At 69.1% G+C, this 23753-nt stretch carries 13 protein-coding genes, 3 tRNA genes and 1 other RNA gene; 9 read left to right on the forward strand and 8 right to left on the reverse strand.

Going from position 1 to position 23753, the window contains the following annotated elements; genetic code table 11:
* Positions 1 to 165 precede the first annotated feature (165 nt).
* Positions 166 to 1104 carry a patatin-like phospholipase family protein gene (locus HTY53_RS21190; RefSeq protein WP_174108533.1) on the reverse strand — a complete coding sequence of 313 codons (939 nt, stop codon included), beginning with the start codon at positions 1102 to 1104 and terminating at the stop codon, positions 166 to 168.
* Positions 1105 to 1399: 295 nt separating this feature from the next.
* Here HTY53_RS21190 and gltX point away from each other — a divergent pair, with 295 nt between their 5' ends.
* The 4 genes from gltX (at position 1400) to HTY53_RS21210 (ending at position 3527) form a co-directional block, all read left to right on the forward strand.
* Complete coding sequence (gltX, locus tag HTY53_RS21195; protein ID WP_174108534.1) at positions 1400 to 2806, forward strand: glutamate--tRNA ligase; 1407 nt, start codon at positions 1400 to 1402, stop codon at positions 2804 to 2806.
* Positions 2807 to 3119: 313 nt separating this feature from the next.
* Positions 3120 to 3195, forward strand: a tRNA-Ala gene (locus tag HTY53_RS21200).
* A 102-nt stretch (positions 3196 to 3297) separates the two neighbouring features.
* Positions 3298 to 3373, forward strand: a tRNA-Glu gene (locus HTY53_RS21205).
* Between the two features lie 77 nt (positions 3374 to 3450).
* A tRNA-Asp gene (locus HTY53_RS21210) sits at positions 3451 to 3527 on the forward strand.
* Between the two features lie 119 nt (positions 3528 to 3646).
* Here HTY53_RS21210 and HTY53_RS21215 read toward each other — a convergent pair.
* The 6 genes from HTY53_RS21215 to trxA all read right to left on the reverse strand — a co-directional run bounded on the left by HTY53_RS21215 (position 3647) and on the right by trxA (position 10336).
* Positions 3647 to 4996 (reverse strand): MATE family efflux transporter, encoded by a 1350-nt coding sequence (locus HTY53_RS21215; protein ID WP_174108535.1) that lies wholly within the window; start codon positions 4994 to 4996, stop codon positions 3647 to 3649.
* Positions 4997 to 5087: 91 nt separating this feature from the next.
* Complete coding sequence (locus HTY53_RS21220) at positions 5088 to 6866, reverse strand: ArnT family glycosyltransferase (protein WP_174108536.1); 1779 nt, start codon at positions 6864 to 6866, stop codon at positions 5088 to 5090.
* 246 nt (positions 6867 to 7112) lie between these two features.
* Complete coding sequence (locus HTY53_RS21225; protein ID WP_174108537.1) at positions 7113 to 7379, reverse strand: type B 50S ribosomal protein L31; 267 nt, start codon at positions 7377 to 7379, stop codon at positions 7113 to 7115.
* 207 nt (positions 7380 to 7586) lie between these two features.
* On the reverse strand, positions 7587 to 8438 hold the full coding sequence (locus tag HTY53_RS21230) for a M90 family metallopeptidase (RefSeq protein WP_174108538.1): 852 nt from the start codon (positions 8436 to 8438) through the stop codon (positions 7587 to 7589).
* Between the two features lie 107 nt (positions 8439 to 8545).
* Positions 8546 to 9808 carry a transcription termination factor Rho gene (gene rho / locus HTY53_RS21235; RefSeq protein ID WP_006578219.1) on the reverse strand — a complete coding sequence of 421 codons (1263 nt, stop codon included), beginning with the start codon at positions 9806 to 9808 and terminating at the stop codon, positions 8546 to 8548.
* Positions 9809 to 10009: 201 nt separating this feature from the next.
* Positions 10010 to 10336: a thioredoxin TrxA gene (gene trxA / locus HTY53_RS21240; RefSeq protein ID WP_006578220.1), complete on the reverse strand. Its 327-nt coding sequence runs from the start codon at positions 10334 to 10336 to the stop codon at positions 10010 to 10012.
* Positions 10337 to 10816: 480 nt separating this feature from the next.
* Between trxA and HTY53_RS21245 the strand changes: the two genes are divergently transcribed.
* The 3 genes from HTY53_RS21245 to HTY53_RS21255 all read left to right on the forward strand — a co-directional run bounded on the left by HTY53_RS21245 (position 10817) and on the right by HTY53_RS21255 (position 18156).
* Complete coding sequence (locus HTY53_RS21245; RefSeq protein ID WP_254600060.1) at positions 10817 to 11125, forward strand: hypothetical protein; 309 nt, start codon at positions 10817 to 10819, stop codon at positions 11123 to 11125.
* Between the two features lie 180 nt (positions 11126 to 11305).
* Positions 11306 to 14467 (forward strand): PD-(D/E)XK nuclease family protein, encoded by a 3162-nt coding sequence (locus tag HTY53_RS21250; protein WP_174108539.1) that lies wholly within the window; start codon positions 11306 to 11308, stop codon positions 14465 to 14467.
* Entirely contained in the window at positions 14464 to 18156 is a 3693-nt protein-coding gene (locus HTY53_RS21255) for a UvrD-helicase domain-containing protein (RefSeq protein ID WP_174108540.1), read from the forward strand. The genes HTY53_RS21250 and HTY53_RS21255 overlap by 4 nt, the downstream gene beginning before the upstream one ends.
* Positions 18157 to 18459: 303 nt before the next feature.
* Here the strand turns inward: HTY53_RS21255 and ffs are convergent.
* Positions 18460 to 18558: signal recognition particle sRNA small type (gene ffs / locus HTY53_RS21260), an RNA gene on the reverse strand.
* Between the two features lie 57 nt (positions 18559 to 18615).
* Here ffs and HTY53_RS21265 point away from each other — a divergent pair.
* Both HTY53_RS21265 and HTY53_RS21270 read left to right on the forward strand, forming a co-directional pair.
* Positions 18616 to 21129 (forward strand): adenosylcobalamin-dependent ribonucleoside-diphosphate reductase, encoded by a 2514-nt coding sequence (locus HTY53_RS21265; RefSeq protein ID WP_174108541.1) that lies wholly within the window; start codon positions 18616 to 18618, stop codon positions 21127 to 21129.
* 147 nt (positions 21130 to 21276) lie between these two features.
* Positions 21277 to 23709, forward strand: coding sequence for a DNA polymerase III subunit gamma/tau (locus HTY53_RS21270; RefSeq protein WP_174108542.1), 2433 nt, complete (start codon positions 21277 to 21279; stop codon positions 23707 to 23709).
* Positions 23710 to 23753: the final 44 nt, after the last annotated feature.

Consider the following 23753-nt stretch of genomic DNA (forward strand, 5'->3'; position numbering starts at 1 on the left):
GTTCGCTTCCGTTCCCTCTCCACAGCACTCTCCCAATCTCGGCAGGAAAAGTGTCAACCGTATTCAGGACGGGTCACATGCAACAAAAAGGACTGCCTCGGCAGTCCTTTCTGTTTTTGCGGACGTCGTTGCCCTCGCTTGTACGTCTGCCATCCGGTCCGCCGTCTACTTCCCTGCGATCGGGACGGCCGGCTGCAGGCGCGCCTGCGCCAGCTTCTCCCGCAGCGCGGGCAGCGCAGCGACGGCGGCCTTCTCGCCGGCCAGGATCGCGCGATTGCGCGCGCCGAAGTCGCTGCCGCTCATGTCGGGCAGGTCAGGGCGGATCACCACGTCGGCGCGGGCCAGCGCCAGCCGGTTGATCGACTGTCCCATGATCGCCGTGGTCTGCAGCAGCACGCCGCTCTGGCCGACGTTGTTCTGGCTGGCCGGATCGGCCGAGATGTTGACCGCGATGACGAAGTCCGCGCCCATGCTGCGCGCCGAGTCGACCGGCACCGGCTCGACCAGGCCGCCGTCGACATAGTCGTGCCCCTGGATCGATACCGGCTGGAACACGCCGGGCACGCTGCTGGACGCGCGTACCGCCTGCCCGGTGTTGCCGCGCCGGAACAGGATGCCGCGCCCCGTCTTCAGGTCGGTGGCGACGATGCCCAGCGGGATCTTCATCGCCTCGATCGGCCGGTTGTCGACCAGCCGGTTGACGTAGTTCTGCAGCGCCTCGCCCTTGAGCCAGCCGCCGAAGCGCGTGCCGAAGGGCAGGGCCCAATCCGCGATGGTGGCCTCGTCCATCTTCAACGCGTGCTTGTTCAGCTCGAAGCCGTCCATGCCGGACGCGTACAGCGCCGCCACCACCGCGCCCGCGCTGGTGCCGGTGACCAGGTCCGGGCGGATGCCATGCGCCTCCAGCGTCTTGATCACGCCGATATGAGCGAAGCCGCGCGCGGCGCCGCCGCCCAGCGCCAGGCCGATGCGCACCGGACGCGGCGGCGGCGTGACCGCCGTGGGCTCGGCGGGAGTGTCGCGTTTTGGGCCCAGGCTGCAGGCGGCCAGCAGGGACGCCGCGGTGGCGCCCGCGGCCGCGCTGAGGAAGGTACGTCGTTGCATGCGGACAATGAAAGGGTCGGGCGGGAGGTCGGGGTGCCCGCCGGTTCGCCGGCGAGTCCAATGCGCTGCCGGGGCAGGCTCCCGCGGGGCAGCGGTTCAGACCGGGCGATAGCATAAACGATTCCGCCGCGCGGCCTGCGGAGCGGGCAGGGGTGACAGATTTACCCTGCCGGGGGTGACAGGGGCCTTTGCTACAATAACCCGCTCCGAATCGTCGGCCCCGCCCCTTGTTGCGCGGGCCTTTTTGTTTGCCGAGTTTCCGCTGTATTCCGCGGTATCCCCTGTCTTCCCGTCTATGACCACACGCGTCCGCACCCGCTTCGCCCCAAGCCCGACCGGCTTCATCCACCTGGGCAATATCCGTTCCGCGCTGTATCCGTGGGCCTTCGCCCGCCGCATGAAGGGCGACTTCATCCTGCGCATCGAGGACACCGACGTCGAGCGCTCCTCGCAGGAAGCGGTCGACGTGATCCTCGAAAGCATGGAATGGCTGGGCCTGGACATCGACGAGGGGCCGTTCTACCAGATGCAGCGGATGGACCGCTATCGCGAGGTGGTCAAGCAGATGCTGGACGCGGGCCTGGCGTACCGCTGCTATATGAGCACCGAGGAACTTGACGCGCTGCGCGAAGAGCAGCGCGCGCGCGGCGAGAAGCCGCGCTACAACGGCTTCTGGCGTCCCGAGCCGGGCAAGGACCTGCCGACGCCGCCGGCCGGCGTCGATCCGGTGATCCGCTTCAAGAATCCGATCGGCGGCAGCGTGGTGTGGGACGACGCGGTCAAGGGCCGCATCGAGATCTCGAACGACGAGCTCGACGACCTGGTGATCGCGCGGCCGGACGGCACGCCGACCTACAACTTCTGCGTGGTGATCGACGACCTCGACATGAAGATCACGCATGTGATCCGCGGCGATGACCACGTCAACAACACGCCCCGCCAGATCAACATCATCCGCGCGCTGGGCGGCACGCCGCCGGTCTACGCGCACCTGCCGACCGTGCTGAACGAGCACGGCGAGAAGATGAGCAAGCGCCATGGCGCGATGGCGGTGACGGCCTACCGCGACGAAGGGTATTTGCCGGAGGCGGTGCTCAACTATCTGGCGCGGCTGGGCTGGGCGCACGGCGACGCCGAGATTTTCTCGCGCGATCAGTTCGTCGAATGGTTCGATCTGGAGCATCTGGGCAAGTCGCCGGCGCAGTACAACCCCGAGAAGCTGGCCTGGCTGAACAACCACTACATCAAGGTCGGCGACAACGCACGCCTGGCCGAGCTGACCCGCCCCTTCATCGAGCAGCTGGGCGGCAAGGTCGAGGGCGCCGATCTGGTCGGCGTGGTGGCGCTGGTCAAGGACCGCGCCAATACGCTGAAGGAAGTCGCGCAGACCGCGCTGCTGTTCTATCGCGGCGAGCCGCAGCCCGATCCGGCGCTGAAGGTCGAACATCTGACCGACGAAATCGTGCCCGCCGTGCGGGCGCTGTCGCAGCGCCTGGCCGCGCTGACCGAATGGCGCCGCGAGGCGATCTCGGCCGAGTTCAAGGCGGTGCTGGCCGAATTCGGTCTGAAGATGCCGAAGCTCGCCATGCCGGTGCGCCTGCTGGTGGTCGGCCAGCTGCAGACGCCCAGCATCGATGCGGTGCTGGAGTTGATTGGCCGCGATGCGGTGCTGCGCCGTCTGCAGGCGGGTGTGGGCGGCTGAGGCCGCAAAAAAGTTGCGGCGGGGGCTTGCGCTTTTGCCGCGACTTGCGCATAATCTCTTTCTCCCTGCAGCGCGGTTCAACACCAAGCGGGCATCACGGCAGTACCGCAGCGGTTATCAGCGAATATCACAAGCGATATCGACGACAGCCGAAGCAGTAAAAAAGTGAAATAGGGGCTTGCAAAAAAGCAAGGCTGTTATATAATCTTGGCTTCGCTGGAAACGACAAGATAATCGCTTCGGTAAAACGAATCGATAATCAGGAAACGAAAGGCGAAACGCCGGTGGCAATAACGGCGACAGCAGTAATCATGGGGCTATAGCTCAGCTGGGAGAGCGCTTGCATGGCATGCAAGAGGTCAGCGGTTCGATCCCGCTTAGCTCCACCAAAATTCCAGCGATAACATCAGCAGTACGGTGTTGTCCGTTTCGGCAAGGCGGTTCGCCGCGGTGCTCGAAACAAGACGGAACGTGTTGAAAAACAAGTTTCTGTCCCCTTCGTCTAGAGGCCTAGGACATCACCCTTTCACGGTGAGTACAGGGGTTCGAATCCCCTAGGGGACGCCAGATAATGGGCGTAATCAAACGTCCAGATTATCGGTAAAGCCCGCACCTCGGTGCAGCAATATCGATAAGCCGACTAAGGAGTGGTAGTTCAGTCGGTTAGAATACCGGCCTGTCACGCCGGGGGTCGCGGGTTCGAGTCCCGTCCACTCCGCCAAAACTGAACCCGCATGGTTAGCGCCATGCGGGTTTTTCTTTTTGCTGCGCGCGGTTTTGTTCTGCGCCCGCCGCGGACACCAGCAGGCGCAGGCCAGGGCGCGCCAGGAATGCGATCCCTCAGCCGCGCTCCTCGCTGATTCGAATGAAATAGAACACCAGCAGCGCCCCGGCGATGGCCAGGCTCAAGCTGTTGGCCAGCCAGAAACCGGCCGCGCCCCGCGTGAACGCCGGCATCCCGTCGATCAGACCGAATCCCAGCAGATAGCCGCCGCCCAGGCCGATTCCCCACAGCGACAGCGCATAGATGATGGTCGGCACCAGCGCGATCTTGTAGGCGCGCAGCACGAAGGCCGTGGTCACCTGCACGGCATCGAAGGCCTGGTAGAGCGCGACAAACGTCACGAGCGGCAGCGCCGCCTGCACCACCGCGGCGTCGCTGGCATAGGCATGCAGCACCGGCGCGCGCAGCAGCCACAGCGTCGCCCCGACCGCCAGCGCCAGCGCGGCGGCCAGCCGGATCCCGCGCCAGCCGACACGACGCGCGCCGGCCCGGTCGCGGGCGCCGACCGCCTGCGCGACCAGCGTCGAGGTGGCGATGCCCAGCGACAGCGGCAGCATATAGGCGACCGCACCGAGGTTGGCGATGATCTGGTGCCCCGCCAGCGTGACCGTGCCCAACCGCGTGATGAAGACCGACATCAGCGTGAACGAGGTGATTTCGATCAGATAGGTCAGCCCCATCGGCACGCCAAGCCGCAGCAGCGCCCACAGATGCGAACGCATCGGCCAGCTCCACGCCGCGAAGATGGCCAGCGGCCGGTAGGCGCTGCCCTGGCGCAGGATCAGCACGCCGGACACACACCACATCCAGCTGATCAGCGTCGACGCCAGCGCGCAGCCCGGGCCGCCCATCGGCGCCAGGCCCAGTCCGCCATGGATGAACCACGCGTTGAGCGGCACCTTGACCGCGAGCCCCAGCAACTGCAGCAGCGTCACCATGATCGGACGCGACAGCGCATTGTTCAGCGCCGAATAGATCCGGAAGCCCAGCGCCGCCGGCAGGCCGAACGCCTGCAGATGCAGATAGGCGGTGGCCTTGTCGACCAGCTCGGGCGGCGCCTTGGCGAAAGCCAGCAGCGGGCCGGGGAAACTGAGCAGCAGCATGCCCGGCACCGCCAGCGCCAGGCCCAGCCATGCGGCCTGCCGCACCTCGACGCCGATCTCCGCATGGCGGCCGGCGCCATAGAGCTGCCCGGCGATCGGCGCCAGCGCCTGCAGCACGCCCATCAGGCTGATATAGACGGTCACATAGATCGACCCGCCCAGCCCCACGGCGGCCAGATCGGTGGCCGAGGCGCGGCCGGCCATGATCGTGTCGATCACGCTGAAGGCGATCACGGCCAGCTGGCCGATCAGCACGGGGCCGGCCAGCGCGGCGATGCGGCGAAGGTCCTGGGTCAGGGTCATGGTCGTTCGGAGGCGCGGCGCGGGCCCCGGCCGGGCGGCCGTGCGATGGTGCCGCGCGAAGGGTTGAGGCCCCGGCCGCGGGGCCCGGCGATCAAGGCTGGCGCGGCAGCCGGCGCGTGCTCTTGCGCGGCGGGGCCGCGGGCTTTTCGATCAGCTGGTACATGCGGAAGCGTTCGTCGCGGTCCGACGGGCGGCGGCCTTCCCAGATCAGCCGCCATTCGAAGCGCGAGATGCTCGACGGCGCACCGTAATCGACCGGATCGTGCCGCAGCAGCACGTCGCAGCCATCCTCGGGGCCGCCGAAGCGGAAATGCCCGAAGAAGGCGAACGAAGCCAGCTGCGCATCGCCCATGCGGATCGGCTGCACACATTCGTAGGTGGAAGGCAGCGCCATGGAGGCGGCCTCGGCGACGTCGCGGTAGGTCTTGCCGTAGTTGATCGACGGCAGCCACAGCGTCATCGCCATCACCCACATCAGCGTCGTGCCGGCGGCCGAGATCACCACCGGGCGCCAGATCTGCTTGGGCGCCCGCGACAGCCGCCAGCGCACTACCAGCACCCAGGCCGCGGTCGCGGCGATCGCGAACAGCACCGCGCTGACCGAGAACACATGCTGATAGCCGGGCAGCTGCTTGAAGATGTTGTTGGCGATCCGCGGCGGCCAGCCGGTGGTCTTGGCCAGCCACATGAACCAGACGAAGCCGCCGAAGATCGTGAAGAACAGCAGCGCGAACCAGTCGATCGCGTTGATGGTGGCCCGCGTCAGCGTCGGCAGGCCGAACGCCGCCAGCACCGCCATCGGCGGCAGCAGCAGGATGAACTGCACGTCGCCGGGCTGGCGCAGCATCAGCAGCAGCACGAACAGCGGCAGCAGCAGCGCCAGCGGCAGCGCAACATGGGGCCCGCGCCGCATGCCGGCCCAGCTGAGCCAGGACCAGATCGCGATCGGCCACACCGGCCACGAGAACAGGAAGAAATTGCGCGCGACGAAGCCGATCGCAAACCCGTTCGGCCAGCTGTAGGTGCGGCGGTCGTAGCGCGACCATTCGCGGATGAAGGCGACCGCCTCATCGCGATGCGCGGCGCCGAAGTAGGTCGCCGCCATCCATGCCGCGACCATCGCCAGCGCGATCGGCAACGCGATCGTCAGCACGCGCCGCAACGGCAGCGGCTTGCAGACCAGCGCGCCGATCAGGATTGCGGCAAACAGCACCAGCGGCAGGATCGGGCCGCTGGCCAGCGTCAGCGCGCCCAGCCCGGCGCCCAGCCACAGCGCGCCCTGCGTCGGCATGTCGAGGCTGCGCACCAGGCCATAGAGGCTCATCGCGACGAAACAGACCTGGCCGACCTGCGGCGTGGTCTCGTGGCCGCGCATCGCCAGGCCGACGCAGGCCAGGAAGATCAGCAGCGCGCCATCGGCCAGCGTGCGCCCGTAGTCCCGCGCATTGGGCTGGCCGCCGAAGGCGAAGGCGAAGGGCTGCACCTCGGCGCGGCGTCCCAGCAGATAGGTCGCGTACCAGATGAAGGCGCAGGTCGCGAAATAGAACAGCGCGGTGGCCAGCCGCGCGGCATCGGGCGCGCCCAGCCAGCCGCTGGCCAGCCGGATCATCGTGGCGCCGACCCAGAACACCAGCGGGCCATCCTGCCCGTATGGCCGGCCGGCGATGTTCGGCATCAGCCAGTCGTGCAGGCCGCCGATGGCCAGCTGCCACATCACGCCGAAGCCGGCGGCGTCCTCGTTCTTCCACGGGTCGCGGCCGAACAGGCCGACGGCGCCGTAGATGATGCAGATCGCCAGCAGCAGGGCGCGGGGCAGGGCCCCGGTGGCGGCGGCGGTCAGGTGGACGCGGGAGGCTTTGACGGGGCTCATCGATCGGTCAGCGGGCTGGGCGGCGGATTTGGCGCAGGGCTTGGCACCGGACTTGGCGGGCGCGGTGGATTGTTTGCAACAGAAAGAAGACCGCGCTGCGCCAGACGCGTTGCAAAAGCAAAGAGGCAGCCTGGGCTGCCTCTTTTAACACAATGTGCACCGGTTCCTGCAGGAAGGCGCGCATCGGACGGCGGCAGAAGGCATGCGGGATGCGCTGCCGGCGCCGTCTCTGGGTCCAGCGCCGGATTACTTCGCGGCGGACTTGCCCAGCTTGCTGCCGAACTTCTGGCGGAACTTCTCGACGCGGCCGGCGGTGTCCATGATCTTCTGGGTGCCGGTGTAGAACGGGTGCGATTCCGACGACACTTCGATCTTGGCCAGCGGATATTCCTTGCCATCCTTCCAGGTAATCGTTTCCTTGGTCTGGATGGTCGAGCGGGTCACGAAGCTGAAGTCGCACGACACGTCGACGAACACGACTTCGCGGTAATTCGGGTGAATGCCTTCTTTCATGGTGTTTCCTTGCAGGTTGGGTAGCCAGTCCGCGGCCGCCAGTGCCTGGCCATAGTTATCTGGCCATTCGTTGTTGCGCTGGCTGGCGGCGAGCGAACCACTTGCCGGTGACGGACAAACGCGGATTATGGCAGAGAAACAAGGACTTGGGCAAGGTGCAACACGCATCGCGTCGTGACGATGCAGTGCGGCATTGCGCCTCTCGAGTCACATAGATGCGGGATCCTGCCGGTAGAAGGCCTTCAGCAAGCCGTAGAGCGCCGGCCAATGCCGCGACAGTCCGGCCGGTTCGACGAAGAACGCCTCCGAGGCGACCGCGAAAAATTCGCCGGGCGCTTCCGCGCCATAGGGATCGATCACGCGCATCGGCGCTGGCAGGCGGTCAGGGTCGTCCCAGGCGGCGTCGGGCACTGCGTCGCAGGCGTCGGCAAAGCGCTGGTATTCGGCATCGAACGTCTGCGCCCACTGGCTGCGCTGCACGCCGGCATGCAGCGTGCGCGAGAAGGGCGGCACGCCGTCGGCCTCGCCGTCCAGCATGTCCAGCTTGTGGGCGAACTCGTGGATCACCACGTTGTAGGTGTCGTCCGGTTGATCCGCGGCGGCGTCCAGGCCCGCGCCCGGCAGACTGGCGTCCGGCCAGGACAGAATCACCGGCCCGCGTTCCCAGGCCTCGCCGCTGGCCTCCTCGACCACGCCATGCACCAGACCGATCTCGTCCTCGACGGTTCGCCGGATGATGAATTCGCCGGGGTACAGCACGATGCCATGCCAGCCGCGATACCACTCCAGTCCGAGCCGCAGGATCGGCACGCAGGCCTGAACGGCGACGCTGACCACCATCTCGTCGGTCAGCGCGAGTTCGTGCGCCGTCGAATATTCCTTGTCGGCGATGAACAGCGTGGCCAGCTCGCGCAGCGTCGCGAGATCCTCGGCGCCATAGCGCTGCAGGAAGGGCAGCGAGGCGACGGTCTGCTGCCACAGCGCGTCGTCGATCGCGTAGCGGCGCAGCTTGCGCTGGCGCGAGCGGGCATGCAGCAGTCGGGCGAGGCGGGCGAGCATGGCGGCAGTCGGCTCAGTCGGTGAATTCGGGCAGCGTGGCGCGGACGGAAAAAAGGCGCGCCGTGGCGCGCCTTGACTCCAGGCAATCGGAGCGATGGCGGGCGGCTTCAGCCGCCGCGGCGCATCATGTCGAAGAATTCGGCGTTGTTCTTGGTCGCCTTCATCTTGTCGAGGATGAATTCCATCGCCTGCACTTCGTCCATGTCCGAGATGAACTTGCGCAGCACCCAGATCTTTTGCAGGATCTCGGGCTTGATCAGCAGTTCCTCACGGCGCGTGCCGGACTTGTTCAGGTTGATCGACGGGTAGACGCGCTTCTCGGCCAGCCGGCGTTCGAGGTGCACTTCCATGTTGCCGGTGCCCTTGAACTCTTCGTAGATCACGTCGTCCATGCGGCTGCCGGTTTCGATCAGCGCGGTGGCGATGATCGTCAGCGAACCGCCTTCCTCGAGATTGCGCGCGGCACCGAAGAAACGCTTCGGACGCTGCAGCGCGTTGGCGTCGACACCGCCGGTCAGCACCTTGCCCGAGGCCGGCACCACCGTGTTGTAGGCGCGCGCCAGACGCGTGATCGAGTCCAGCAGGATCACCACGTCGCGCTTCAGTTCGACCAGGCGCTTGGCCTTCTCGATCACCATCTCGGCGACCTGCACGTGGCGGATCGCCGGTTCGTCGAAGGTCGACGCCACCACCTCGCCGCGCACCGAGCGCTGCATCTCGGTCACTTCCTCGGGACGCTCGTCGATCAGCAGCACGAACAGGTCGGCTTCGGGATGGTTGTTGGCGATCGCGTGGGCGACATGCTGCAGCATCACGGTCTTGCCCGACTTCGGCGAGGCCACCAGCAGCGCGCGCTGGCCGCGGCCGATCGGCGCGATCATGTCGATGATGCGGCCGGTGATGTTTTCCTCGGCCTTGATATCGCGTTCGAGCGTCAACGGCCGGTTCGGATGCAGCGGCGTCAGGTTCTCGAACATGATGCGGTTCTTGACCGCTTCGGGCGGCTGCCCGTTGACCTTGTCGACCTTGACCAGCGCGAAATAGCGCTCGCCGTCCTTGGGCGTCCGCACCTCGCCCTCGATCGAATCGCCGGTATGCAGATTGAAGCGGCGGATTTGCGAGGGGGAAATATAGATATCGTCCGTGCTGGCCAGATACGACGTTTCGGGCGAGCGCAGAAAGCCGAAGCCGTCGGGCAACACTTCCAGCGTGCCGTCTCCGTAGATGGTTTCGCCCATCTTGGCGCGCTTCTTCAGGATCGCAAACATCAGTTCCTGTTTGCGCATCCGTTGTGCGTTGTCGATCTCGAGGGTCGCGGCCATTTCGAGAAGGGCAGACACGTGAAGCGATTTGAGTTCTGTCAGGTGCATAGACGAGGGGTACAGATGGGGCCCGGACGGGCGGAAGCAAAGGAAGGGGAAAGAAATGAGCGAACGCTCGGGGAAGTTGTAGGGGGCATCTTAGCACAATCCGACTGGCGCACCAGAGCCCGGGGCGCCAGCCGGATCGTGGCCGCCCGGGAGGGCGGCGATGCCTGTCGCGGCGCGCGTTGCGCGCCCCGCGCGGGGCAATTACAGGTTGCCGTCGAGGAAGGCGGTCAGCTGCGACTTGGACAGCGCGCCGACCTTCTGCGCGGCGACCTGGCCATTCTTGAACAGGATCAGCGTGGGGATGCCGCGGATGCCGAATTTGGCCGGCACCTGCTGGTTCTCGTCGACGTTGATCTTGGCCACTTGCAGCTTGTCGCTGTAGTCCTTGGCGACTTCGTCCAGGATCGGCGCGATCATCTTGCAGGGGCCGCACCATTCGGCCCAGAAGTCGAGCAGGACGGGCTTGTCGGACTGGAGGACGTCGGCGTCGAAGGAGGCGTCGCTCACATACTTGATTTGTTCGCTCATGGCGGAAAACCTCAGGTTTCGCTCGGGGATTTCAAAAGGCTGGATTATGCCGAACCGCTACATTACACGACTTTCTCGCGGCTCGTCGGGGCCGGCCATGCTGCGCCGGGGTTGGCCGCCCGGGTTTGCAATACGGAAGATGGCGGCGGCGGACTCGAATTCAACCGTCCCCGCCTTCGCCCGTGCAGCCTGCGAACCGTGCGGTCCCGGCGCCGGCGGCATCGGCCTCGTACCAGGGATGGCGCCATTTTGCCGCGCTCGGCGCCGCGAGGCCAATGATGCCTTTCAATCGGCGTCAAAGATTTTGTCAATCTCGCATTTTGTTGCATCGGGTTTTCCCGATGCACGCTGGCGACCGCAGTGGCCGAGCGGTCGCCCGCAGTCGTCCGCGGTTACCGTGCGCCGGCACGTCGCGCGTAGAATGAACGCGTGCCGGACAAGTCCCGGCGCAGCCCCTCCCAAATCGATCAGGCCACGACCATGACGCCCGAACATGATCCGATGCGCGATCCGACGCGCGATCCCGAGCCCTTGCCCGAGGCCGACACGCAAACGCGCGCCGATCCCGCCGGCGCGGAGCACCTTGGCGACGCGCTGGCCCATCTGAGCAGCGCCGTCGACGAGAACAGCATCGCGGTGGGCGCGGCCAAGGGCCTCGTCTACAGCATCATCGAGACGCTCGGTACGCTGGTCGGCGACCCGGACCTGCCCGAGCATGCGCGCTCCGGCTACGAAGGGCTGCTGGAAACCGCGCGCGAGATCCGCGCCCGTATTGAAGGCGACCGCTGAAGGCCACCGCTGAAGGCGATCGCTCCATCCAAAGTCCGGCTGCGCTCGCCCGACGCCGGCACATGAACGCGCGGCGCCGATGCACCGCGCCTCTCGCATGGCTCGCACCGGGCGCTTTTCCATGTCCGTACGAATTCCGTCTCCTCCGCCAGCCTCGCCCCTGCCATTCAGTCCCGCTCCATGACGACGCTGCGTTTTCGACCCGGCCGCGACTTTCTTGATCATGCCGCGGCCGCGGCCTGGTATTTCCTCGACCGCTGCGAGCAGCACGGCCACAGCGCGTCTGCCGCCCATCTGGTGGTGCCGACCGCGGCACAGATCCCGGGCGTGCGCCAGGCGCTGGATCGCGCCGCGCGCGCGTCCGGTGCGCCGCGCCTGCTGCCGCGCATCCTGACACTCGGCCATTGGCTGCTCGATTTCCCGCCGGCGATGCTGCATGGCGACAAGGTACGCAGCCACGCCGCGCGGCTGCTCGCGGTGCAGCAGGCGATCCGCGGCCAGGACTGGCTGCGGCGGGCGTTCGGCGCGCAGACCGAACCGGCGGCCTGGGGGCTGGCGCAGACCGTGCTGACCGTTTGCGACGAGCTGTCGGCGCGATGGCTCGAGGATGCCGCCATCCGCGACGACGACGCGGTGCTGGCCGACGACCGCGCCAGCCTGCTGCAGGAAGCGCTGCAGCGCACCTATGCGCATCTGTCCGAACGATTCCTCGGCGAGGAGGCGCGCATCGTGTTGGCGTTCTGGCAGGCGCTGTCCGGGCCCGACGATCCGCTGCCGGCGCGGCGACGTGCGCTGCAGGCGCTGGCCCAGCAGCTGACCGGGCCGGTGGTGTGGCTGGGTCCGACCCCGCCGACGCCGATCGAGGCCGCCTTCCTGCGCGCCGCCGCGGAGATGGTGCCGGTGCTGGAGATCGGCTACGACTGGAGCGGCGAGGCGGCCGCGGGCGAGGCCGAGCACGACGGAGCCGATGAAGAGGGCCGCGCCGCCGGCCGAGCGGCGAGCGGTCTTGACCCGGATGGTGCCGACCACCCGGATGGCGAACATGGCAGCTGGTATCGCACCTTGCTGACGCTCTGGCCCGAATGCCGTCTGCCTGCCGCTACGACCGCGGTGCCGTCGCTGATGGCGCCGCGGCTGCCCGCCGACCGCCCGCGCGTGCGGCTGATCGGCAGCGCGCGCTTCGAGGACGAGGCCGCCGCCGCGGCGGACCAGCTGGTGCGCTGGCTCAACGAGGGCCGCAAGCAACTGGCGCTGGTCGCGCATGATCGCGTGGTGGCGCGCCGCGCGCGCGCGTTGCTGGCGCGCGCCGGTGCGCCGGTGCGCGACGAGACCGGCTGGAAGCTGTCGACCACGCGGGCCGCGGCCGCGCTGATGCGCTGGTTCGATCTGGTGGTCGGCGACGGCGATACGGCGGCGCTGCTCGATCTGCTCAAGAGCCCGTTCTGCCTGCCTCGGCTGGCGCAGCGGGGCGCCGCGATCGCGCTGCTCGAGCGCCAGGTGCGCCGCCACGGCATCACGGGCGGATGGCGCCGGCTGCAGCAGCGCTTCCCGGCGACGCTGCAGACCGAGTGGGCCGCCGATAACGGCCCGCACGACGACGAGGAAGCGGCGGCGTTGGCCGCAGCCCAGGCCGCCACTGCCGCGCTGCTGCGCCAGCTCGCCGGCGAGGCGCAGGCCTGGCCGCGCGGCAACGATGCGCGCCCGGTCGGTTTCTGGCTGCAGCGCCTGCAGGCCACGCTCGACGCGCTCGACATGCGCTCCGCGCTCACCGCGGACGATGCCGGCGCGCAACTGCTCGACGCGCTGGCGCGGCTCGACGAGCTGCCCGACGACGAGGCCGGCGCCACCGCCACGCTGACGCTGGCCGAATTCCGCGCGATGCTGGCCGCGCTGCTCGAAGCGGTGGCCTACAAGGAGCCGAGCGAGCCGTCCGCCGCGCGCATCACGATCCTGCCGCTGAATGGCGCGCGCATGCGCCGCTTCGACGGCGTGGTGATCGTCGGCTGCGACGACGCGCAGTTGCCGTCCACCGCCGCCGAACTGATGTTCTTCTCCAATCAGATGCGGCGCGAGCTCGGCCTCGAGGATCGCGAGGCCCGCTTCGCGCAACAGGCGCGCGATCTGGCCGAGGTGTTGCTGTACAACGACGACGTGGTGATGACCTGGCAGCGTTTCGGCGGCCGCGGCGAGCCGAAGCATGTGTCGGGCTGGCTGGAGCGGCTGGCGGTGCATTGCGAAGCGGCCGGCGCGCCGATCGGCGCGAGCGTTGCGCCCGCGTTGTACGAGGCCAGCGCAGAAGTGGGCGGCATGCCGGCGCCCAGCGCGCCGGAACTGGCGCCGGCGCGCTGGACCGCGCAGTCGTACAACATGCTGCGCCGCTGCCCCTACCAGTTCTTCGCCGGCCGCATGCTGGGCCTGGCGGGACTGGAAGCGGTCAGCGACGACCTCGAGAAGCGCGATATCGGCGAGTTGCTGCACCAGATCCTGCTGCGCTATCACCGCGACGTGCAGGCGCAGGACGTGCGCGACGATGCGGCGCGCATCGCGCATCTGCAGGCGGTCTCGCGCGAAGTCTTCGACGGCGTGATGGCAGAGGACGGCAATGCGATCGGTTACTACCGCCGCTGGCTCGCGGTGCTGCCCTCGTACGTCGCCTGGCAGGCCGCGCGCGAGCGCGAAGGCTGGTACTGGCACGCCGGCGAGCTCGATGCCGGCGCCGATCTGCCGATGCGCGACGGTCAGCCGATTCGCCTGCATGGCCGCATCGACCGGCTCGACCGTCATCGCGACGGCCGCCATGCCGTGCTCGACTACAAGACGCAAAGCGCGGCGCGGCTCAAGCGCAAGGCGCGCGATGCGCAGGAGGATTGCCAGTTGCCGTTCTACGGCCTGTTGCGTGCCGACGCGCGCGCGGGCAGCTGGATTGCGCTCGAGGACGGCCGCAACGAGCCGCGCAGTGCATCGCCGGCCAGCCGCCGCGAGGTCTCGCTGCCGGACTTCGACGAGGCGGTGGCGTGGCTGCACGAACAGCTGACGCACGACGCGCTGCGGCTGCGCGAAGGCGCGCCGCTGCCGGCCTTCGGCGATGCCGCGGCCTGCACCTGGTGCAATGCGCGCGGCTTGTGCCGCAAGGGGTATTGGCAATCGACCGCGCTGCCCCACTCGGTGGCCGCGGCGCCCAAATACACGCATGAGCGCGCGTCAACGCCGCCATCGGAATCACCAGAAGATCGCGCGATGAGAGAGCAGCCGGACGAGCAAGCGAACGAACTAGCGGACGAGCAAGCGAACGAGCAAGCGAACGATCAAACCGACGACAGGACAGGAGGACCGCTGGCATGACCGTGCACGCCTATCTGCGCGACGGCCAGGACGTCAGCGAAGCCGAATTCACGCGCGCCGCGTGCGACCCCGCGCGCTCGGTCGTGGTCGAGGCCTGCGCCGGCAGCGGCAAGACCTGGCTGCTGGTGGCGCGGCTGCTGCGCCTGCTGCTGGCCGGCGCGGAGCCGAGCCAGATTCTTGCCATCACCTTCACCCGCAAGGCCGCCGAGGAAATGCGCGAGCGCCTGCTCGACGTGCTGGCGCAATTGGCCAGCGGCACCGAGGCGCAGGTGCTCGCCGCGCTGGAACAGCGTGGACTGTCGCCCGACGCTGCGCGCGCCGCGCTGCCGCGCGCCCGCACGCTGCATGCGCGCGTGCTGGCGAGCCCCGGCCGCATCGCCATCGACACCTTCCACGGCTGGTTCGGCACCTTGCTGCGCGGCGCGCCGCTGGCGTCGGGGATCGTGCCGGGCGCGGCGCTGCGCGAGGATGCGCTGCGCATGAAGCGCGAGGCATGGGCGCCGTTCTGGCGCGGCCTGTCGGCGCCCGAAGCGGCGCCGTACCGCGAAGCCTACGAGCGACTGGTCGATGCGATCGGCGAGTTCTCGGCGCGCGCGCTGCTCGACGCGATGTTCCATGCGCGCAGCGAATGGTGGGCGATGCGCGAGGACGCGCCCGACGACGATCCCGCCGAGCGGCTCGCGGCCGATCTGGGCGAGGACGCCCGCATCGACGTGCTGGCGCAGGCCATGGGCGACACGGCACTGCGCGCCGAATGCGAGGCGCTGGCGGCGAGCCTGTCGCAGGGCGGCAAGACCGAGCAGGGCCATGCCGACCGCATCGGCGCGGCGCTGGCGGCGATGCGGGCCTGGACCGAGGCCGGCGCACACACCGGACAGCCGGCGCAGGACGCGTTCGGCTGCTGCTGGGAGGCCTTCTTCACCGGCAAGGGCGAGCCTCGCGCGCTGCGGCGTACCGCGGCGCTGGTCAAGGCTGCGGGCGGCGAGGCAGAAGCCGACGCGCTGCTGGCCCGGCACGCGAGCCTGTGCGACACCTTGCGACGGGTGGCCGCGCGCCGCTGCGAGGCCGCGGTGCACGCGCTCAATCGCGATCTCTATCTGCTGGGCGACGCACTGCTGTCGCGCTATCAGGAGCACAAGGGCCAGCAGCGGGCGATGGACTTCGCCGATCTCGAATGGCTGGCCGCGCGGCTGATGCGCGACGAGCAGACCGCGACTTATCTGCAGGTCCGGCTGGACGCGCGCTATCGCCATTTGCTGCTCGACGAATTCCAGGACACCAACCCGCTGCAATGGCGCATCCTGCAGGGCTGGCTCGCCGGCTATCAGGATCTCGCGGAGCGGCCGACGGTCTTCCTGGTCGGCGATCCCAAGCAGTCGATCTATCGCTTCCGCCGTGCCGACGCGCGGCTGTTCGACGTGGCGCGGCAGATGCTGCAGCAGGAGTTCGGCGCCACGGTGCTGCGCACCAACCGTACCCGCCGCAACAGCGGCAGCGTGCTGCGCTGGGTCAACGCGGTGTTCGACCAGGCGCGGGCGGAAGGGCGCTATCCGCTGTACGAAACGCAGACCACCGCGCTGGCGCAGCAGGGTGGGCCGGTATGGCTGCTGCCGCTGGTGCCGGCAAATGGCAATGGCGACAGCGACAGCAACGGCGACAGCAACGGCGGCAACGGCGGCAATGGCGGCGATGGCGGCAATCGCGAGGAGGGCAACGGCAATGGCAATCACGCCAATGGCGAATCCAGCATCGCCCCCGAATCCCGCGACACGCTGACCCAGCCGCGCACGGCCCTGGGCGATTCGCCGCGCTTCGAGGAAGGCCGCCGCGTCGCCGCCTGGCTGCGCCATCTGCGCGCCACCGTGGCGGTCGACGAGGGCGATGGCCAGCGCCCGGCCTGCTGGCGCGACATCACGCTGCTGGTTCGGCGCAAGACCTATCTGGCCGACTACGAACGCGCGTTCCGCGAGGCCGGCATTCCGTGCCTGAGCCCGCGCCGCGGCGGTCTGCTGGCCACGCTGGAGGCGCTGGACCTGTCGGCGCTGCTGGCGTTCCTGATGACGCCCGAGTCGGACCTGGACCTGGCGCACGTGCTCAAGAGCCCGCTGGTCGGCGCATGCGACGACGATCTGATCGCCATCGCGCAGCTGGCAGGCAGCCGTCGCTGGTGGCCGACGCTGTCGGCTGGCGAGTGCCCGGAGCACGCTTCGCCCGCCTTGCGCGAAGGACTGGCGCGGCTGCGTGGCTGGCTCGAGATCGCGCCGCATCGGCCGGTGCACGACCTGATCGACCACATCTATCACACCGGCGAGGTGCGCCGCCGCTATGCGCAGGCCGCGCCCGCGGAAATTCGCGAGCAGGTGCTGGCCAATCTCGACGCGTTCCTGAAGCTGTCGCTGGATCTCGATGGCGGGCGCTATCCCAGCCTGCCGAAGTTCATCGACGAGCTCCAGGCGATCCGTCGCGGCGATGAGGACGAGAGCCCCGACGAAGGGGGCATGGGCGACCCGTCCGAAGCCGAGGCCGACGAGCCCGAGGGCGCGGAGGACAGCAATGGGACGCTGGACGCGGTGCGCATCCTGACCGTGCACGCGGCCAAGGGGCTGGAGGCGCCGTTCGTGGTGCTGCTTGACGCCAATCACAGCGAGCCGGCCGCCGATCGCGCCGGCATCCTGATCGACTGGCCGCCGTCGGCCCCGGCACCGGTGCATTTCTCCGCGTACGGCAAGCGGTCGGAGCGCGGGCTGGCGCGCGCGGCGCGCTTTGACGAGCAGGCCGCGCTGGCCGAACGCGAGAACTGGAACCTGCTCTATGTCGCGATGACGCGCGCACGGCAGGGCCTGATCGTCAGCGGCATCCAGCGCAACGGCAAGGGCGGCAGTGACGGCGGCAAGGAGGCGGGCAGCGAGATCGCCGGCAGCTGGTATGTGCGATTGCAGGCGGCGAATGTCGGCGAGCCGGTGCCGGCGTTGCCGGCCGGTGACGTCGGCGTGCGTGGTGTTGCGTCCGGCGGCGTGGAAGGGACGATCCGTTTTACCGACTTCCGCGTGCGTTATCGCGATGCGCTATCCGTCGAGCCGGTCGATTCCCCGCGCGTGGAGGACATGGATGGCGAACAGGATGGCGAGCACGACGGCGGACACGACGAGATCGTCTTCGATGCCGCCGCCGCCCGTCATGGCGAACTGGTGCATGCGCTGCTGGAGCGGATCACGCGCTATCCCGGTGCCTACGACGGCGTGCCGGATGCCGATGCCGTGATGCGATGGTTTCCGCTGGCCGGCGCGGGCAGCCCGCAGGCGCGCACCGAATGGCGCGCGCAGGCCGAGGCCGCCGTGCAGGCGGTCCGCACGATGCTGAACGCGCCGGCGCTGCGGCCGCTGCTGCTGGCCGAGGGCGCGCACAGCGCCCGCAACGAGGTCGAGCTGTACGACGCGCAGGGGCGCCTGCTGCGGATCGACCGGCTGGTCGAATATGCCGATCGTGTGGTGGTGGTCGATTACAAGCTGCGCCTGCTGCCGCAGGAACACGCCGCCTACGCGGCCCAGCTGCGGCGCTACGAGGCCGCGCTGCGGCCGATGTTCCCGGGCCGGCGCATCGAGTCGGGCATCGCGACGGCCGACGGCGAATGGATCGCGCTGGCGCAACTGTCGGCGCCCGCGCAGCCGCGCCAGGCGTCGCTGTTCTGAGGGCTCGGCGCCGGGCGGCGAACGGGAATAAGATGCGAACGGTGCGGGTTTGTCGAGCGCCGTCGCCGTCTGCCCGGACCCCTCTTCCGCAAGCGGGAGAGGGGAGCCGGTATCCAGCACCGTCGGCGCTATCCATGCCGATGTCGCGCGGGGGGCTGGGGAGAGGACAAGGGCGCTGACCAGGCCGCCAACGCAGGCCGGCCGGAACGAAGGCGAACAGGATCCTTCGGCCGATGCGGCACGCCGGAAGCGAACAGCAAGCAGGGGAAAAAGCGGGGGGGAAAGCAGGGGGAGAAAAGGAAGGGGGACGAGCCTGACCCTCGGCACTGGCGGAAAACGGCTGTGGCTGCTTCGTTCCCGACCTGACCAGGTTGACCGCGCCGCCATGCGAGGAGGCCCGTCCGACCGGCATTGTAACCCAGAGCGCGAGTCCCGCGCCAAAACCTGATGATCTGACCGATGAATGCCAACGAACAGATGATGCAGGCCGTGCTGCCGCCGCAGGAAATTTCGGTCGAGGTGCTGCGCGAGAAGTACGCCAAGGGCGAGGAACGCACCGCGGCCGATGTGCGTGCCCGCGTGGCGCGCGCACTTGCCGAGGCCGAGCCCGCGGACCAGCGCGAACGCTGGACGCATCGATTCCTCGCCGCGCTCGAAGGCGGCTTCGTGCCGGCAGGGCGCATCCATTCGGCGGCCGGCACGCGCATCGAGGCTACGCTGATCAACTGCTTCGTGCAGCCGGTCGGCGATGCCGTGTCCGAGACGGTGGACGGCAAGCCCGGCATCTATGCCGCGGTGGCGCAGGCCGCGGAGACCATGCGCCGGGGCGGCGGGGTCGGCTACGACTTCTCGGCCATCCGTCCTTCAGGCGCACTGGTGCGCGGCACGCATTCGCGGGCGTCTGGTCCGGTCTCGTTCATGAAGGTGTTCGACGCCTCGTGCGCCACCGTCGAATCGGCCGGCGCGCGGCGCGGCGCGCAGATGGGCGTGCTGCGCGCCGATCATCCCGATATCGAGGCCTTCATCCATGCCAAGGATCGCGGCGAGCTGACCAACTTCAACCTGTCGATCGGCGTCGACGATGCCTTCATGCAGGCGGTCGAGGCCGATGCCGAGATCGACCTGGTCCACGTCGCCGAGCCCGCGCCCGAGACCATCGCCGCCGGCGCCTGGCGCCGCGACGACGGCATGTGGGTGTACCGGCGCGTGCCGGCGCGCCAGCTGTGGGACCAGGTCATGCAGGCGACCTACGATCACGCCGAGCCGGGCATCCTGTTCCTGTCGCACATCAACGACGACAACAACCTGTACTACTGCGAGCGCATCGAGGCCACCAACCCGTGCGCCGAGCAGCCGCTGCCGGCCTACGGCTGCTGCGACCTCGGGTCGATCGATCTGACGCGCTTCGTGCGCGGGCCGTTCAGCGAGGCGGCATCCTTCGATTTCGACGGCTTCCGCGCGCTGATCGCGGTGGCGGTGCGGATGCTGGACAACGTGCTCGACGTCACCTACTGGCCCCTGCCCGAACAGCAGGCCGAGGCGATGGCCAAGCGCCGCGTCGGCCTCGGTTTTCTCGGCCTGGGCAGCGCGCTGGTGATGCTGGGCGTGCGCTACGACAGCGAAGCGGGCCGCGCGCTGGCATCGCGTATCGCGCAGACGCTGCGCGATGCCGCGTATCTGGCCTCGACGGCGCTGGCGCGCGAAAAGGGCGCCTTCCCGCTGTTCGATGCCGACGCCTATCTGCAAAGCGGCTTCGCGCGCCGGCTGCCCGAGCCGGTGCGGGCAGCGATCCGCGCGCATGGCATCCGCAATTCGCATCTGCTCTCGATTGCGCCGACCGGCACCATCACGCTGGCGTTCGCCGACAACGCCTCGAACGGCATCGAACCGGCCTTCTCGTGGACCTACCAGCGGCGCAAGCGGATGGGCGACGACAGCTACAAGGTCTACGAGGTCGCCGATCATGCCTGGCGCCTGTACCGCCATCTGGGCGGCGATGTCGAGCAGCTGCCGGACAGCTTCGTCACCGCGCTGCAGATGTCCGCGCTCGACCATATGAAGATGCTGCAGGCCGTGCAGCCCTATATCGACACCAGCATCAGCAAGACCGTCAACGTGCCGGAGGACTATCCGTACGAGGCCTTCCGCAATCTGTATCTGGAGGCGTGGAAGGCGGGGCTGAAGGGGCTGGCCACCTATCGCCCCAATCGCGTGCTGGGTGCGGTGCTGTCGGTCGCGGAGGCGGGGCAGGGCACGGCCGGCGCAGGGGCAGCAGCGGCGGCGGCCAATGACGACGATCCGCTGCGCAAGCCGTTCGCCAGCCGGCCGGTGGGCGACCTCGAGGGCGTCACGTCCAAGGTGGAGTACCTGACCTACGAGGGCCACAAGACCGTCTATCTGACGGTCAATTTCATGCGCGTCAGCGGCGTGGTCGACGGTCAGCCGGTGACCATCGAGCGCCCGGTCGAATTCTTCATGCCGGCCGGCCAGCGCAGCGAGGGCCAGCAATGGATTACCTCGACGATGCGGCTGCTGTCGATGGTGGCGCGCTCGGGCGGCTCGATCGCCAAGGCGCTGGCCGATATGCGCAACGTGGTGTGGGACAAGGGCACGGTGCGCTACGGCACGCTGACGCGGCAGGACGGCACCGAGGTGCCGCGCTTTCACGACTCCGAGGTCGCGGCGCTCGGCTACGCGCTGCAGCGCATCCTGATCAAGCGCGGCTTTCTCGATGCCGACGGGCAGCAGGTCCCGGTCGCCGTGCTGGCCGAGCGGCTGGCGCAGCGCGAGGCCGGCCTCGCAATGGACGCCGCGCCGGCGCGGGGACCCTCGGCGCCCGGCGCCGGCCTGCCGGTCGGCGCGCCGGGAGTCGGCACCGGCAAGCCATGCCCGGATTGCGGTGCGCATGCGCTGCACAAGGTCGACGGCTGCGCCAAGTGTGCCAATTGCGGCTACGTCGGCGAGTGTGGCTGATCGCCCGCTGAAGGCCCGCCTGAATGCCCGGCTCAATGCCCGGCTCAATGCCCGGCTCAATGCCCGGCTGACCGCGCGCCCGCTCGCCTTGCCGAGCCCCGCGACAGGCCGCCGGCCGGCGGGTCGCCATTTGCTACAATCGCCGCCATGAGTTACCAAGTTCTAGCGCGCAAATGGCGCCCCAGGGATTTCACCACGCTGGTCGGCCAGGAGCACGTGGTGCGCGCGCTCACGCATGCGCTGGAACAGCAGAGGCTGCATCATGCCTATCTGTTTACCGGTACGCGCGGCGTCGGCAAGACCACGCTGTCGCGCATCCTGGCCAAGGCCCTGAATTGCACCGGGCCTGACGGCAACGGCGGCATCACCGCGCAGCCCTGCGGCGTCTGCAAGGCCTGCACCGAGATCGATGCGGGCCGCTTCGTCGACTACATCGAGATGGATGCGGCGTCGAACCGCGGCGTCGACGAGATGGCCCAGCTGCTCGACAAGGCGGTCTACGCGCCGACGGTCGGACGCTTCAAGGTCTACATGATCGACGAAGTGCATATGCTGACCAACCACGCCTTCAACGCGATGTTGAAGACGCTGGAAGAGCCGCCCGGGCACGTCAAGTTCATTCTCGCCACCACCGATCCGCAGAAGATCCCCGTCACGGTGCTGTCGCGCTGCCTGCAGTTCAATCTGAAGCAGATGCCGCCCGGCCATATCGTCAACCACCTCGACCGCATCCTGGCCGAGGAGGGCATCGCGCACGACGGCAATGCGCTGCGGCTGCTCGCGCAAGCCGCGCACGGCTCGATGCGCGACGCGCTGTCGCTGACAGACCAGGCGATCGCCTACAGCGCGGGCGAGGTGTCCGAGGCTTCGGTGCGCGGCATGCTGGGCGCGATCGACCAGAGCTATCTCGTGCAGCTGCTCGATGCGCTGGCCGCCGAAGACGGCGCCGCGATGCTGGCGGTGGCCGACAGCATGGCCGACCGCAGCCTGTCGTTCGCCGGCGCGCTGCAGGACCTTGGTTCGCTGCTGCACAAGATCGCGCTGGCGCAGGCCGTGCCCGCATCGGTGCAGGAGGAATGGCCCGAGGCCGGCGAAGTGCGCCGCCTGGCCGACGCCTTCGACCCGCAGGAAGTCCAGCTGTTCTATCAGATCGCCAATCTCGGCCGCAGCGAGCTGGCGCTCGCCCCGGACGAGTACGCGGGCTTCACGATGACGCTGCTGCGGATGCTGGCGTTCCGGCCGTCGGCCATGCCGTCGGCGCCGACGCCTGCAGGGCCCGCGACGGCCGGTGCGCGCCGGGCGCCGGCTCCCGCGGCGGCCAGTGTGGCCGGCGCCGCGGCGGCTTCCGCGCCGGCGGCAACGGTTGCCTTCGCTTCGCCGGTGTCGACGCCGAGCCCGGTGTCGACGCCGAGCCCGGCGACAGCGCCGGGACGGGCCGCTTCAAACGCCGCCGCCAACAGCGCTGCAACGCCTGCGACGAGCCTGGCAGCCGCGCCGGCCGCCCCCGCCACGACAGCGGGCCCGCGCCCGGCCGCGCCCAGCCCGATGGGCGGCAGCGCAGCGTCGCCCGCATCGGCCCCCGCGCCGGCACCGTCGGCGGCACCTTCCGCGGCACCGTCCGCGGCACCTTCGGCGCCAGCCGCTTCGCCGGCCCTGGCCGCCAGGCCTGCCGCCGACGGCAAGCCGCTGTCGCCGGCCCGCGCCGCGCTGCAGGCCGCCCGTCAGGCTTCGGCCGGGAAGGGCGGCGGTTCGGCGCGGCCCGTTGCCGCCGCTCCCGCGCCGGCACCCGTGCCGACCGTACCTGCCGCACCGACGCAATCGCTGCGCCCGGCCGCACCGCAACGCCGGCCCGAGCCGCCGCGTCCGTCAACTCCGGCTTCGGCGCCGACGCAGACCACAATGTCCGCCGCAACGTCCGCCGCAACGTCTGCCGCACCGGCCGCCGAACCCGCGCCATGGGAACTGGCCGGCGGCAGCGACGTGCCGCCGTGGGAAGAGCTGCCGCCCGATCTGCCGCTGATCGGCCCGTACGACAGCGAACCCGAGCCGCAGCGTGCCGCGCCGCTGCGCCGCCCCGAACCGCCGCGCGCCGCCATGCCGGTGCCGGCCACTGCCGCCGCGGACGAAGCCTTCGCGGCGAGCCCGAACAAGACATCGCCGCCGGTTGCCGCGCCGCTGCCGCCGGACGACGGTACGCCGGCGATCTTCAACGGCGACTGGCCGGCGCTGGCCGCCAGCCTGCCGCTGAAGGGCCTGGCCCAGCAACTGGCCTACCAGAGCGAACTGGCGCGCGTGCAGGGCCGTACCTTCGTGCTGCGCGCGCCGGTCGCGGCCATCGCCGAAGGCAATGCGGTCGAGCGTCTGGCGCAGGCGCTGTCGGACCATTTCGGCGAAGCGGTGCGCGTGCACTGCGAGGTCGGCGCGGTCAGCGAGACCGCCGCGGCCGCCGATGCGCAGGCGCGCGCCGAGCGTCAGCGCGCGGCCGAGGCGGCGATCGAGAACGATCCCTTCGTGCAGGGCCTGTTGCGCGAATTTGGCGGCCAGATCGTGCCGGGCTCGATCCAGCCGCGCGCGCTCTGACACCGGCGCGCTGTCCATCCATACGCCCCTATCGAAGCCGCGCA

Origin of the sequence: Cupriavidus gilardii (genome assembly GCF_013314895.1) — a bacterium.
Lineage (GTDB): Bacteria > Pseudomonadota > Gammaproteobacteria > Burkholderiales > Burkholderiaceae > Cupriavidus > Cupriavidus gilardii_C.

Bases quoted from the DNA above. Each gene is read 5' to 3' on its own strand.
- HTY53_RS21245 (WP_254600060.1), top strand. From the start codon at position 10,817: ATGACGCCCGAACATGATCCGATGCGCGATCCGACGCGCGATCCCGAG.
- HTY53_RS21270 (WP_174108542.1), top strand. From the start codon at position 21,277: ATGAGTTACCAAGTTCTAGCGCGCAAATGGCGCCCCAGGGATTTCACC.
- HTY53_RS21265 (WP_174108541.1), top strand. From the start codon at position 18,616: ATGAATGCCAACGAACAGATGATGCAGGCCGTGCTGCCGCCGCAGGAA.
- HTY53_RS21190 (WP_174108533.1), bottom strand. From the start codon at position 1,104: ATGCAACGACGTACCTTCCTCAGCGCGGCCGCGGGCGCCACCGCGGCG.
- HTY53_RS21255 (WP_174108540.1), top strand. From the start codon at position 14,464: ATGACCGTGCACGCCTATCTGCGCGACGGCCAGGACGTCAGCGAAGCC.
- HTY53_RS21230 (WP_174108538.1), bottom strand. From the start codon at position 8,438: ATGCTCGCCCGCCTCGCCCGACTGCTGCATGCCCGCTCGCGCCAGCGC.
- HTY53_RS21225 (WP_174108537.1), bottom strand. From the start codon at position 7,379: ATGAAAGAAGGCATTCACCCGAATTACCGCGAAGTCGTGTTCGTCGAC.
- gltX (WP_174108534.1), top strand. From the start codon at position 1,400: ATGACCACACGCGTCCGCACCCGCTTCGCCCCAAGCCCGACCGGCTTC.
- HTY53_RS21215 (WP_174108535.1), bottom strand. From the start codon at position 4,996: ATGACCCTGACCCAGGACCTTCGCCGCATCGCCGCGCTGGCCGGCCCC.
- HTY53_RS21220 (WP_174108536.1), bottom strand. From the start codon at position 6,866: ATGAGCCCCGTCAAAGCCTCCCGCGTCCACCTGACCGCCGCCGCCACC.
- HTY53_RS21250 (WP_174108539.1), top strand. From the start codon at position 11,306: ATGACGACGCTGCGTTTTCGACCCGGCCGCGACTTTCTTGATCATGCC.
- rho (WP_006578219.1), bottom strand. From the start codon at position 9,808: ATGCACCTGACAGAACTCAAATCGCTTCACGTGTCTGCCCTTCTCGAA.
- trxA (WP_006578220.1), bottom strand. From the start codon at position 10,336: ATGAGCGAACAAATCAAGTATGTGAGCGACGCCTCCTTCGACGCCGAC.